Origin of the sequence: Nocardia aurantiaca (assembly GCF_009708175.1) — a bacterium.
GTDB lineage: Bacteria > Actinomycetota > Actinomycetes > Mycobacteriales > Mycobacteriaceae > Nocardia > Nocardia aurantiaca.
The window spans coordinates 453620-466865 of record NZ_WMBB01000006.1; the positions used below are offsets into that span (position 1 = coordinate 453620).

A 13246-nucleotide genomic window follows, 5' to 3' on the forward strand; every position below is an offset into this window, starting at 1 on the left:
CCATGTCTGTGCACAGTGAGCAGGCGTTCGGGGAGGCCATCGTCACGGCGATGGTGGAGAACGGCTGGCGGGAGGGGAATCCGCATGAGTACAACGCGGAGCTCGGGCTGGATATGGGGGAACTGCTTACCTTCATCTCGCAGACTCAGCAGACGGAGTGGTACGAGCTGGTCGCTACCTACGGGGACGATCAGGATGAGGCGCAGCGGGGGTTCGCGAAGCGGCTGGGGCAGGAGCTGGCTGCCAAGGGGCTGATGAGGGTTCTTCGGGAAGGAGTGAAGGATCGGGGGGTCTTGATCCGGGTTGCCTACTTCAAGCCGAACCTCGTCGGCTCCGAAGATGTGCTGAACGCTTATAAAGCCAATCGGCTCACGGTAGTTCGCGAACTGCCGTACGCCACGAAGCCCGGTGCTTCGCGGCCGCGTCTGGACCTCGCGTTGCTGCTCAACGGGATTCCGGTGGCGACGGCGGAGTTGAAGAATCCACTGACCGGACAGGGCATCGAGGAGGCGAAGAGGCAGTATCGGGAGGATCGGGACCCCACTGAGCTGATCTTCAAGCATCGGGTGATCGCCAACTTCGCTGTCGACCCGGATCTGGTGTTCGTCACCACTCAGCTGCGTGCTGCGAAGACAGTGTTCCTGCCGTTCAACACCGGTTCGGAGGGGCCGGGTAATGCTGGTGGCAAGGGGAATCCGTCGGCTACCCTGGAAGGCAAGTACGCGACCTCGTACCTGTGGGAGCAGGTGTGGCAGCCGGACAACTGGCTGGACCTGCTGGAACGGTTCGTGCACACCACCGAGAAGAAGGGGCCGGCGGGAAAGGCGACTCGCTCGACGATCTTCCCGCGGTTCCACCAGTGGGATGTGGTCAAGAAGCTCACCGCGCACGCCGCGACCCACGGTTCCGGGCACGACTACCTCGTGATGGCTTCGGCCGGCTCCGGCAAATCGAACACCATCGGCTGGCTCGCGCACCGGCTCAGTGACCTGCACACCGAGCGGCTGGAGAATCTCGACGCGGAGGCGCGGGCGGCCGGATTGCAGCCGGGTGTACCGGTTTTCGACAAGGTCATCATCATCACCGACCGGCGCAACCTGGACTCTCAGCTTCGCGACACCGTCGGCGGGTTCGAGCAGGTGTCCGGCCTGGTGGTGAAGATCGACGACAAGGCGGGCGCGAAGTCCGAGCAACTGGCGCGGGCGTTGAGCTCGCAGAGCGGCAAGATCATCACCGTCACGCTGCACACCTTCCCGGCGCTGCTGGACTATCTGCGGCGCGAGCAGACCAAGCTGGCTGGTGGCCGCTACGCCGTCGTCATCGATGAGGCGCACTCGTCGCAGTCCGGTGATGCCGCGGCGGCGGTACGGACCGCGCTGCGCGACATGGGGCTCGACGCGGACGACGAGGAACAGGGCGCGGTCGAGGTGAACATCGACGCACGTCTGCGGCGTAAAGCCGAGGCGCGGGCGAAAGCCTCCAACATCTCCTACTTCGCGTTCACCGCGACGCCGAAGGCGAAGACACTGGAGAACTTCGGTACCGCCGACGGCGCCGAATACCGTCCGTTCCACACCTATTCGATGCGGCAGGCGATCGAGGAAGGGTTCATCCTCGATCCGCTGCGCAACTACGTCACCTACAAGGCCTACTACCGACTGGTGAACCAGAATCCCGACGATGTCGAAGTGCCCGACGCCAAAGCCTCGAGCCTGCTCGCACGGTTCGCGTTCATGCATCCGTACGCGGTGGAACAGCACGCGCAGGTGATCGTCGAACACTTCGTCGCGCACACCCGTGGGCGGCTCGGTGGCCGGGCGAAGTCGATGGTGGTGACCGCTTCTCGGCAGAGCGCGGTCGCTATGGCGCGGGCGATCAAGGAGTACCTGAAGGATCGGGAGTACGACATCAAGTACCCGGATATCGGTGTGCTGGTCGCGTTCTCCGGCAGCCTGCAGGTCGATGGCGAGGAAGTCACCGAGCCGTCGGAGAACGGTGGCCTCGCCGAATCCGCACTGCCCAAGGCGTTCCGGTACACGCGGGCCGACGACCGAGCCACCCAGGTGGGCGGCAAAGGGCAGAAGGAATATCGGATCCTGGTGGTCGCCGAGAAGTATCAGACCGGGTTCGACGAGCCGCTGCTCACCACCATGTATGTGAACAAGACGCTCACCGGTATCGCTGCTGTGCAGACGCTGTCGCGACTCAACCGGACCCGCGAAGGCAAATCGCAGCAGGACCTGGTGGTGCTCGACTTCGTCAACGAGGCCGAGAAGATCAAGGAATCGTTCGCGCCCTACTACGAGGACGCTTTCACCCTGCCGACCGACCCGAACCTGCTGTACGTCGCACGCGACCGGGCACTGGCCGCGCCGATCCTGATCACGCAAGAGATGAAGGATTTCGCGGCGGCCTATCTCGTCGCCGAGCAGAAGGCGGCCGGATCGGCCGCGAAGTGGGCCAAACTGCATGCCGAGCTGTATCGGCACCTGGCACCGGCCGTCGACCGATTCAGTGTGTTTCTCAACAGCGAGGAGGACGACGATGTCGCGCTCGCCGAGTCATTCCGCGCCGACCTCAACGACTACGTCCGCAAGTACGGGTTCCTCGCACAGATCGTGCCCTATCAAGACCCTGATCTCGAGCTGCTGTACCTGTACGGGCGTCATCTGCTGAATCGGTTGCCGCGACGCGCTGATGGCCGCATCGACATCGGCGAGATCGACTTGAGCCATCTTCGGCTCGAGCAGACCGGGGACCACGATCTCGGACTCGCTCCTGAAGGCTCACAGGAATTGCGGGGGTTCGGTGACGGCACCGGGCCGGCCAAGGAGCCCGAGAAGTCGCTGTTATCTGAGCTGGTCGAGCGGTTCAACGAACGGTTCGGCACCGAGTTCTCCGAGGAGCATCTCGCTGTGCCGTTCAACGCCGCCATGGATGAACCACAGGTGGAGCAGGCGCGGCTGGCGAACAAGAATGTCGACGACTTCGGAGTCGTCTTCGACAAAGTGTTCGCCGAGAAGATGGTCGAACACTTCGATACTCTCAATGACCTGGGCGAGCGGTACTTCGCCCGGGACAACGAATTCAAGAAGGACCTGGATCGGCAGGCGCGCACCGCGGCGTTCCGGCTGCTGGGGCGGCGGCATGGACTGCCCGAGATGTAGAGCAGCGGTGCATGGTGCTGCGGGATGGCAGGGGGTAGACGGTGCCGACTCGGCGCATCGGTAAGCGGTACGACCTGATCGAAGAGATCGGGTTCGGTGGGATGGGGTCGGTCTGGCGCGGGTACGACACCGTGCTCGACCGAGCGATCGCGGTGAAGATGATCCGATTCACCCAGATCCACTCGCAGACCGATGCCGCCGAGTTCGCCGAACGGTTTCGTCGTGAAGCGCGGATCACCGCGCAGATCCGACACCATGGCGTGCCACAGGTGTACGACGCGGTCCTCGACGCGGACCTGAGCGAGGTGTACCTCGTGATGGAACTCGTCGAAGGCGCCAACACGTTGCGGCACTATCTCGACCCCGGCGCCCCGCTGCCGATCGAATGGGCAGTCGCGGTGACCGCGCAAATCGCCACCGCGCTCTCGTACGCGCACGCGCTGCCGGTTGTCCACCGCGATCTCAAACCCGATAATATCCTCGTAACGCCCAGCGGCACCGTGAAGATCATCGACTTCGGCATCGCCGCGCTGCTCACGACCGGCACCCCGAAGCTGACCATGACGGGCGCGATTGTCGGTTCGGTGGCATATATGTCGCCGGAACAGGCCATCGGCGCCAAGGCAACACCACGCACGGACCTGTATGCGCTGGGCTGCATCCTCTACGAAATGCTTTGCGGCTACCCGGTGTTCGATGGTGCGGCGCCGATCGTGCTGAAAGACCATGCTGACACCGCGCCCGTTCCGCCCGGCGAACTGCGTGCCGACGTACCTGCCGAATTGGACCGCCTGGTCTTGGACCTGCTGGCCAAGGAGCCCGAACAGCGACCAGCTGACGCCGCGGATGTCTACGAGCGACTGCTTCCGTTACTACCCCCACCGGGGTCGACTGCCGGACCGAGCGCTGGGCATCTGTCCGGCGTGCCCGACCCGACCGCGATTTTCCGACGCCCCAACGGACCTCTGCGTCCGGAGCAGTCGACGCCCACTACCCGGTTCCAGAGCGCGCTGCCCGCCACCGCCCCGATCAGCGATGCGGTGCTCGAGCAACGGCTGGAACATCAGCTGGCCGAGTACCGAGACTTGCTCGCCGCGGGCCGCTCACTGCAGGCAGCTGATGTCCTCAGCAGCATCCTCGAGCCAGCGGGCCGCGCCTTCGGCACCGATAGCCCGCGGGTACTGGAACTACGGTTCGATATCGCGCTCGCTCGCTTCCTTGGTGGCGAATTCCGGAAGGCAAGAGCGGAATTCGACGCTCTTGCCGCGGCATCCGCCCGGGTCAAGGGGTTCGCCGACGAGCTGACGATCCAATGTCGCAAGTTCGCCGCAGACTGCCGCATCGAGCTCGGCGAACTCACCGAAGCCTTGTCCGGAATGCGCGCGGTGCTGGACGACGTGCGCGTCACACAGAGCGACTGCAGTGAAATGGCGCTCGAGTTGAGGCTGGCTCTCGGGCGGTTGCTCGCGCTCATGGGTCATCGCGCGGAGGCGCGCACCACGTTGAGCGAGCTGTCCGAGGATCTACTGATCCTGCGCGGAATCGAAGACCCACTAACCCAGGAAGCCGTGGAAGCGCTCGAGCGGTTCATCGACGATGATCTGACACCCGGCGTACAGGAACAATCGTGACCGCATCCGTCTATTCGCCGTCAATGCACCAGATCTGAGGCAAGGTTCTGCGCGGCTATCTGCAGTTGTCCGAGCTCGTCGGAGGAAAGACGTTGGGCTGCGGCGGCTCTGCCGGTCGCAGAGAAACTGATTCCTTCGCTTTCGAGTAGTTGGCGCGGGCTCTCAGGGATGTCGCCGGGCCCATAGGAAATCATGCCGTGTGCGTCGAGAACGCGGTGAGCATTGGGCGCTGGGTGGGACCGCAGCCGGGTGCCGACGCGGTGGGCTGCGGTGCCGAGCAGGTTGCCGAGGTCGCCATAGGTTGTCCAACGGCCGGCGGGCAACACCGTAAGCAATTGGTGCATGGCGGCCCAGGTGGGGTTGTCGGGAAATGCTGATTCGTCGGCCGGTCCCGGCCAGAATTCGATGATCCGCTCGGCCAATGCCAGGCCTCGCTTCTCGATTTGGTTCGGGCCCCACGATTCATGAGCGGCGATGTCTTGGTTCATGCGGATACTGCTGGCGCGCAGGGTCTCACGCTTGAGGGCGAACTCGTGGTTACTCAGCGATTCGTTGTAACCGGTCAGAGTGAGGTTGCCGAGGGTGTGGAGGTACCGCTCGTGCAGAACGTCGACCTCATCCTCTCCATACTTGGCGCTCAGCTCAGCGCGCCATTGCGCTGAAAGGCTTTGCGGCATCACATGTTCGATCGACAACGATTCCGGTTGGACGGTTTCTCTCGAGAGAAACAATTCCTCGATCCAGGTCATCAGAATCTTGCGATGCGCGTTGCGTCCATTCAGGTAGAGCGGCACGCTCACGATCGCCTCGGTCAGTTGCTTATCGGTCGCATAATGCTTGCGACCAGCCGAGAAGTGGACATGCAGCGCGGTGTCCACCGGCAGCACGGTGTCGAGTTGCTGCGTGGCTTCCGCGAACAGGCGGTTCAAACCCTGAGATGCGCGACCGACAAGGAATCGCCGCACCAGCAACGATTCGATGTACAGCAGAGCTCGCGCAACCTGCTCGCTCGAGGCTTCGCCGCGGTCGCGTAGCAGCAGCAAGTGCAGAACCAACGGTGCAGGGGCGGTGGAATCCCACTCGGCGAGGCGGGTAAGCCGCACGCGAACCTCGGGGTCGGGCTCGGCTTCTGGCTCGCTCATCAGCCGATACAGGCGGCCGAGCCGGGCGATCCGTTCGATCTCGGCGACGATTTGTTCTTCCGAAATCAGCTTCTCGAGTCTGGTCTGCTGCGCGGCGAAGGTCTGGCTCTGCTTGACGCTGGGACGCTTGTGCAGCATATCGAGCCAGAACAGTGTCTCGATGCGTTCGTTGTCCAACGAGGCCTGCAACGGCAACCAGTGGGTGCGGTAGACCTCTTCACTGCGATTCGGCAGCCGCATGAAGAGGTAGTTGCGCAGGAGGTCGCCCTGGGTAAGTTTCAGACCAGTGTTATTGAGCGATTGGAAGATTCGGTGGACGTTATCGCCGGGGTGCGCACTGATCGACACCACCGACAGTCCCGAGACGACGGCTTGGACGACCTGCGAAAGCCCAAAGGGCATGTCGTCGACCGCTGTTAGTTCGTCAAGGCGACTGCGGAAGAATCGATACGCACTGCCAATATTGCCGTCGTCATCGGTAGCGGTGCCATCGATGACGGCCGTGTAGGCCGGTCGGTCCACCTGTGTCGGAAGCAGTTTCAGGCGATCCGGATCGTCGTGATACTGATTTGTCAGCAGCTGGTTGTGGATGCGGTCGGTGTCGCGGCTCGCGGAACCGTCGACTGCCCGCAGGTAGTCGCGGATCGCCGCGAGCAGCAGAGTCAAGGTTGTGAGTCGCTGCTGACCGTCGACGACGAGAAAGCGGGTGACCGCGCCTGCGACACCCGCCGGGGTCGGGGCCAAAACCACAGACCCGATGAAGTGAGTCGACTCCGGCTCCTCTGTACGATCTTCGGCGAGCTGGATTACGTCGTTCCACAGCTCCCACAGCTGCTCGTCGCCCCAGCCGTACGGCCGCTGATACAGCGGGACAAGGTACTGCGAGCTCCCCTCGAGGATCCGCTGCAGACTGGTTTCCTGCGCCGCGACCACTTACTTCTCCTTCGTTGTAACGCCACCGAACACCGACGAGGTGCCGTTCACTCGATCACGACGCCTCGCTTGGCTGCCGCCGCATCGATCGGGCGCGCCACGCTCGTCAGCAGCGCATTTGATTCCAATGCTCGTCCTGTTACCGGCATGGGCGCACCCGTTCCAGTATCCGAACGTCGAGCGCCTGGGCTCGGCGGGCGACAGATCCGTCGCCGGACAGCGAGTAAACCTCGACCCATTCTGTGTGCGGCGCCGAGCAGCCCGAAACGATGGTGATCTTACCTACGGCGGTTGTGCCGAGCAGCAGCACCTTTCGGTAGCCATCGGCGCCGGCCGGCAGTGGTATGGACCGCTCGCGCAAGGCCGAGGAATCGGTCTCGGAAAGGTCCACGCTCCCGTCGGCCATGTAGCTGTCACCTATCTTGCTGCTGTGGTCGGCTGGCATTCCAGCCGCTCGGAGGACTCTAAAGAGCGGCTGAAAACTATGTCAAACGATCTACGCTGGTAACGGACCTCGCGAGATCGACCGAATGGTTTGACCTGCTTCATGTTTGGGTAAAGCATAGCGCCGACCTTGCCCTCATCCGGTATTTTGATCCTTCGATGAGACGCACGGAGGGGTGATGGTGGCGCTGCAACCGCAGGTCGTCGGTGGTCGGTATGAGCTGACCAGCCAGATCGGCTCCGGCGGTATGGGGCAGGTGTTCGCGGGATACGATCGGCACCTCGAGCGCCCGATCGCGGTGAAACTGACCCGGCCGGATCTCGCTGCGGATCCGCAGTGGACCCAGCGGTTCATCCGCGAGGCCAGGCTGATGGCTCGGTTGGTGCATCCAGGGCTGCCCGCGATTCACGACGCGGGGATCGAGCCGGGACCGCCCGAATGGCCTTACCTGGTTATGGATTTCGTGCACGGTGTGCCGCTGGATCGGACGACCGGATATCGCAGCATGCTGCCTGTCGGGGTTGTCGCCTCGATCGGCGCGCAAGTAGCGGCGGTGCTGGCGGCGGCGCATCGGCAATCGATCTTTCACCGTGACCTCAAGCCGTCCAATGTGATGCTGTGTGCAGACGGGACTGTGAAGGTACTCGACTTCGGGTTGGCTGTACTGCTGGACAGCGATGTCTCGCGGCTCACGTCCACTGGCAAGACCCTCGGGACCCCCGCCTACATGGCGCCGGAACAGATTAACGGTGATCCGGTAGTAGCGCAGACCGATCTGTATTCGCTGGGTTTGGTGCTCTACGAGCTCCTCACGGGTACTCAGGCGATCACCGGCAGTACTCCCTTCCTGCTGTGGCGCAAGCAGATCGAGTTGGTGCCGCCGGAAGTATCGAAGTTACGGGCAGATGTACCAACCGAAATCGGCGCGCTGGTTTCGGACATGCTCGCCAAGGATCCACGGCAGCGGCCGCGTGACGCCACCGCCGTGCACAGCACACTGCTGCGGCATGTGTGCGGGCTCGACGAACTCGACGATGTACGCGAACCTGCCAGCCCGACACGCCTGTATGCGCAGGCCCTGGCGCCGCCGCCGAGCTACTGGACGGCGCGCACGATGATCGCACCGCCGATCGAGGCCGCGTCCGTTGAGCCGCGCACCGCACCTACGGTGCAGGTATTTGGTGACGATCGACGCAGCAGCGCCGACCGTCACTTCGACGCTGGCGAGTTCGCGTCGGCCGCCGAGTTGTACCGAACGCTCGCAGACGAACTCACCGCGGCCAACGGCCCTTACGACGAGCAAGCGATGTACTGCCTGCAGCGTCTTGCGATATGCCAACTGCGCCTCGGCAATCCGAAGGGAGCGTTGAGCCGGCTCAAGCGGTTGCATCAGCAGATGTCGGTGCGATTCGGCGCGCAGGACGTTCGCGTGGTCGAGCTGGCGACCCAGATCGACGGTATACACGTTCACTGAGCCATCGGTGGGCTCTGACATGTCAGTAAAGGGACACTTCGGGTGATGAACACCTCACCCCATCGCACAGGTACTGACGGCGACAGAAGGGGCACTGTCGATACCCATCCGGTTTAGCCGCCACCTTGTGCCGACCGACTTCACCCGACTCGCGCGCGATGGCTGGTTTGGCGTACGCGAGCTCACACTGGATGCTGTCATGAACCTGGTAACCGAATCGGCAAAGGCTGTCGGGCACGCCCTACTTGTCGTCGACCTAAGCACACGACCTCGCGGCAACAGATCATGACTTGCCCCGCCAGGCAAGCAATAACTAGACGGACAACGGAGGAAAGACACCCATGGCCTCGCTGGAAGCGGATACACCTCGCCAGGTCACGCAGGTCCGGGAGCAGCTGCACGAGACATTCGACGACGTGATCGATACCAGCGACATCGCCCACTTCCAAGGGCATAACTACGAGCAACGTTTTCTGTCGCGTGCACTCGCCGCACTGGCCGTACGGCGCGTGGCCAAGTGTTCAGTAGCAGAAGCCGCCAGTTTTGTGACCGACGGTATAGCCGATCAGGGCCTAGACGCCATCGCACCACTTCCGGATAGTGATCAGGTCTTGCTCGTGCAGGCGAAGTGGAGCGACAAAGGTTCCGCGACCTTCGATGTAGACGCCGCCAAGGCCATGGTTGATGGCCTTAACAGAATCGAAAACGAGCTCTATAACCAGTTTAACCAACGCGCGGGGGCTCTCGCCCAACGGGCGCGACCGCTACTCATCACCGGCCGGACAATTCTGGTTATCGCCTTGATGGGAACAGTCGAGCCCTCGCCACCAGCGCTCGAGGTTCTCAACAACGCTCTGGACGAGTTTAATAAATTTGGCGCACGCATGCGCATCGAAATTCTGTACGCTGCCGATTTTCACGAACAGATCCATGCGGACCTGCGGCCGGCGCCGATCTGTCTAGAGGTACGGCTCGATGACTGGTACAAGCAAAAGGGAGAGCTGGACGCGTACCAGGGCAGCGTCACGGCAGAAGCTGTCGCCGACTGGTTCGACCAACACGGCACCGCCCTGTTCGAGCACAACCTGCGGGCTCCGCTCGGCACCACCGCAACAAACGCGGCAATCGGCCAAACGCTGATTACTGCCCCCACAACGTTTTGGTATCTGAACAACGGAATCACCATGATCTGCGACGGCCTAACCGCCAAGCATGACAGCGCCAAGTCTCCGCAGAGCCGACCAACCACACTCTCGGTGACGGGCGCCAGCATCGTCAACGGTGCTCAAACCGCACGTGCAATCGCGCGAGCAATGCACGACGATGGCGAAGCGACAGCCAACGCAACACTGAGCATCAAGATCATCAACACTCACGGTAACAAGCAGCTTGCCGTTGACGTCTCTCAAGCGGCGAACCGGCAGAACGCAATCGAGCAACGCGACCACATCGCTCTTGAGCCCGTACACCAGGCAATTAAGGCCAACCTACGGGCCGAGCTACGCAAACACTATGTCATCAAGCGCGGGGAATTGGTTGCAGCGCCTGAGACCGGGTGCTCGTTGGACGAACTCGCCCTCGCTCTGGCCTGCCTACATCCTGAGGCCGAACACACTGCCCGCGCCAGTAGCTCCACCGAGAATCTCTGGGAGCAAGGCATTAACGGCAGCCACACAATCCTGTTTCAGCGTGAACCATCGCCCCTTAAGGTATGGCGCTCGGTCTTAACCCTACGTGCTGCACGTAGCGCGGTGTATGACCTGGGAAACGACGCCGGAGGACGTGTGGCCTCGATCGCGGAACACGGCGAGCTCCTGATCACCCATCTGATTTTTCAATATCTTGGTGCCGCGAGCATCGGTGACCCCGATTTCGATTGGGATAGTGAAGTATTGGAGAAGGTCCCCGCTCTCGTGCCCGAGTTAGTGCGCCAACTGGCGTATCAGATTGGGCAGACCAACCCGCGACGCGAGGTCAGAGCTCTCTTTCGATCGAGCAGGGAAAGCCAGGAGCTCGTCCAGCAAGTGCTTGAACAACTTGCCGATGGTTTCAAGGCACCCGAGATGGCTGTGCCACCGCGCAAGCCGCGCCGTCAGAATACGGTGCCGCTCTTGGTCGATCGCCGCGTAATCAAAGACGGGATCGCGCTTCGCTTCGTCGCGCAGACCGAGCCCGAGCGTGCAGCGTTAGAAGACTGGCTTGCTGGCGATGATCGGCGACGACAGGCGACGTGGGTCAATCACCGCACCAAATCGATCCTTTGGGCATACGACAGTAAGCAGTACTCAGCATCGGGGTTGGTGTCAAAGATGTGGGCGGATGCAGGATGGGACGACCGGCCAGTATCGAATCAGGGAACGATGCGCTGGCTACTCAACGACGGCCAGTCCCTGTGGAATCTGGCGCAGCGCATCCACCGCGAGGACGATGAGGAAGCGGACGATGGCGACAGCTGAAGGCGGAGTTTACGACGTGGCGAAGGGGTTTGCAGCTGAACCTTGGCGACCTGTTCGGCGATGTGAGACTGAAGCAGATTAATCGGGGCAGCCGTATCGGTGAGGCGCGAACCCAACGCACGCGATCGTCCGCGCCCCGATACCGCCGATCCCGGTGCAAACTCCGCGACGGTCAGATTGCCAGCGAGAAGATTCTGCCTTGGCTTCCAGTAGAACTATTCAGTCCCGCCAGATCCCGCCGGCGAGGAAGCTGTCCCATTGATCGCCGGCGAACACGAGCGCGGGGCCGCCCGGGTCCTTCGAATCGCGCACTCCGACCGCCCCTGTCGAAAGATGGGCGATCTCAACGCAATCTGCGGTCGGCTGGCTGTAGGTGCTCTTGAACCACTGGGCATCGGAGAGGTCTACGGTCACGCCCCGTACTCCTTCGCAATCTTCTGCACCAACTGCTTGGTGTCGTCCTCGGTCAACGCTACTCGCTGAAGATCCGCGATCGCTCGGCGATGGCGCTCGATCATGTCGGTTCGTTCCAGATACAGACCCCCTTCGTAGCCTTCCACATACACGATGGGTGGCTCCGCGAGCTGGCTTGCCAGTGGTGGGAATTCCAGCAACGTGAACGACTGGGCGAGTAGGCCGAGATGGCTGCCCGAGTCCAAAGGAATGGCCCGGATGGACAAGTTCGACCGGGAACCGATCAGCCCAAGCAGGTGCTCCAACTGTTCAACGGCGACAGCATGGCCGCCCGGCGTGCTGCGAAGCACCGCTTCCGACAGCAGGACGTCCACGCGAAAGTTTCGGTCCGCCAGACGAACTTGCCGGTAGGCCGCAAGTTCCAGGCGTCGTTCGAGTCCGGCTGCCGACACGTTCGGGTCTCCGGCAAGGCTCAAGGCCCGCCGATGGTTTGCGGTCTGCAAGAGCCCCGGCAGCAACACCACTTGATGGGTGGTCAAGTGGGTGGCCACGGCTTCCAACCCCAAGTAGTGGTCGAAATGCGGTTCATACTGGTCGGTGTATGCCTGCCACCAACCTTTGGTCGTGCCAGCAAGTTTCGCGGCAAGAGCCTGATCTTTCACCTCTTGCCACAGCAAGAATATCTCGTTCCGCTCGTCGCCCGGTTCGGGAACGCTATAAAAGTCAAGAAGGTCACGAATTTGCGAAGTGCAGATCTTTACCTTCTGACCGTCCTCCATCCGCCCGATGCTCTGCGGCGACAGCTCGACGCGCAGACCAGCAGCTAGCTGGCTCTTTTCTGCTCTGATCCGGTAGCCGCGAAGTCTACGACCGAGGGCCCTCCGCGGAAGCGATGATCCTGCCATTTCGTTAGCCTCGCTATCTGGGACTCTCCGTTCTGGAATGCGCCCAGCTGGAATGCCGACCCTTTTTCCTGCAGACGTCGCTGGACGTTCCCAATTCTATTGCCGTAGGTATCTACTGAGCTGACAAACACGAAAAGCCGAGGGGAGCAGCGAATGACCACCTACCTGCCGTCGAAGGACCTGGTCCTGGATGCCTGCGCCGGCACCGTCGCCGCGTCACACCCGCTGTTGCAGGCCGCCTACGAACTGGCCAGCCTCCACGAAGCGCGGCACGCCGCGCCACCGGAAGAACTGCCCGAAATCGACTGCACCCGTGTCAGATTGATCCAAGACATCGACCGCTGGACCGCACGCGAACTCCCCCGCCCCTTCGCCGCCGCCACCCTGCACACCGAAACCCTCGGCATGGTCATCGACCGCCTGGCCCGCTTCTCCGTCGACGCCCGCAGCGCTTTGGTCGGCACAGATCCCGAAAGCCGCCTCCACCACGCCTGGAAACGCCTGGCCGAACTGTCCCTCGCCTACGCCGACCTCTCCCAAGACCTCACCGCCCGCACCCGCCGCATCCCCGACTCCATCACACCCCACCCCGAAGAGCCCGGTCGCCTCCAGATGTGAATGCCCAAGCAAGACACCAGCTGACGCGCATCCGTCTCCGTTCAAATCCTCGCCCACCATC

The 13246-nt window shown here is 62.4% G+C and carries 9 protein-coding genes; 5 read left to right on the forward strand and 4 right to left on the reverse strand.

From position 1 onward, the window contains the following. Positions 1-2 precede the first annotated feature (2 nt). Positions 3-3167, forward strand: a complete 3165-nt coding sequence (locus tag GLP40_RS15515) for a type I restriction endonuclease subunit R (protein ID WP_154788560.1) — start codon at positions 3-5, stop codon at positions 3165-3167. Between the two features lie 41 nt (positions 3168-3208). Further along, on the forward strand, positions 3209-4798 hold the full coding sequence (locus GLP40_RS15520) for a serine/threonine-protein kinase (RefSeq protein WP_328290202.1): 1590 nt from the start codon (positions 3209-3211) through the stop codon (positions 4796-4798). Positions 4799-4818: 20 nt separating this feature from the next. Here the strand turns inward: GLP40_RS15520 and GLP40_RS15525 are convergent, their stop codons facing one another. Then, positions 4819-6873, reverse strand: coding sequence for a GmrSD restriction endonuclease domain-containing protein (locus tag GLP40_RS15525; protein WP_328290203.1), 2055 nt, complete (start codon positions 6871-6873; stop codon positions 4819-4821). 139 nt (positions 6874-7012) lie between these two features. Beyond that, positions 7013-7279 (reverse strand): hypothetical protein, encoded by a 267-nt coding sequence (locus tag GLP40_RS15530; RefSeq protein WP_154788561.1) that lies wholly within the window; start codon positions 7277-7279, stop codon positions 7013-7015. 217 nt (positions 7280-7496) lie between these two features. On the opposite strand from GLP40_RS15530, the gene GLP40_RS15535 reads away from it, so the two are divergent. Together GLP40_RS15535 and GLP40_RS15540 are read left to right on the forward strand one after the other, a co-directional pair. After that, the gene (locus tag GLP40_RS15535) at positions 7497-8792 is read left to right on the forward strand and encodes a serine/threonine-protein kinase (protein WP_154788562.1); all 1296 of its coding nucleotides are present in this window, start codon (positions 7497-7499) and stop codon (positions 8790-8792) included. A gap of 341 nt (positions 8793-9133) precedes the next feature. Continuing rightward, on the forward strand, positions 9134-11248 hold the full coding sequence (locus GLP40_RS15540) for an AIPR family protein (protein WP_154788563.1): 2115 nt from the start codon (positions 9134-9136) through the stop codon (positions 11246-11248). A gap of 219 nt (positions 11249-11467) precedes the next feature. Here the strand turns inward: GLP40_RS15540 and GLP40_RS15545 are convergent, their stop codons facing one another. Then, positions 11468-11662 carry a DUF397 domain-containing protein gene (locus tag GLP40_RS15545; protein WP_328290204.1) on the reverse strand — a complete coding sequence of 65 codons (195 nt, stop codon included), beginning with the start codon at positions 11660-11662 and terminating at the stop codon, positions 11468-11470. After that, positions 11659-12567, reverse strand: a complete 909-nt coding sequence (locus tag GLP40_RS15550) for a DUF5753 domain-containing protein (protein WP_154788564.1) — start codon at positions 12565-12567, stop codon at positions 11659-11661. The genes GLP40_RS15545 and GLP40_RS15550 overlap by 4 nt, the downstream gene beginning before the upstream one ends. A gap of 153 nt (positions 12568-12720) precedes the next feature. On the opposite strand from GLP40_RS15550, the gene GLP40_RS15555 reads away from it, so the two are divergent. After that, entirely contained in the window at positions 12721-13185 is a 465-nt protein-coding gene (locus tag GLP40_RS15555; protein ID WP_154788565.1) for a DUF4254 domain-containing protein, read from the forward strand. Positions 13186-13246: the final 61 nt, after the last annotated feature.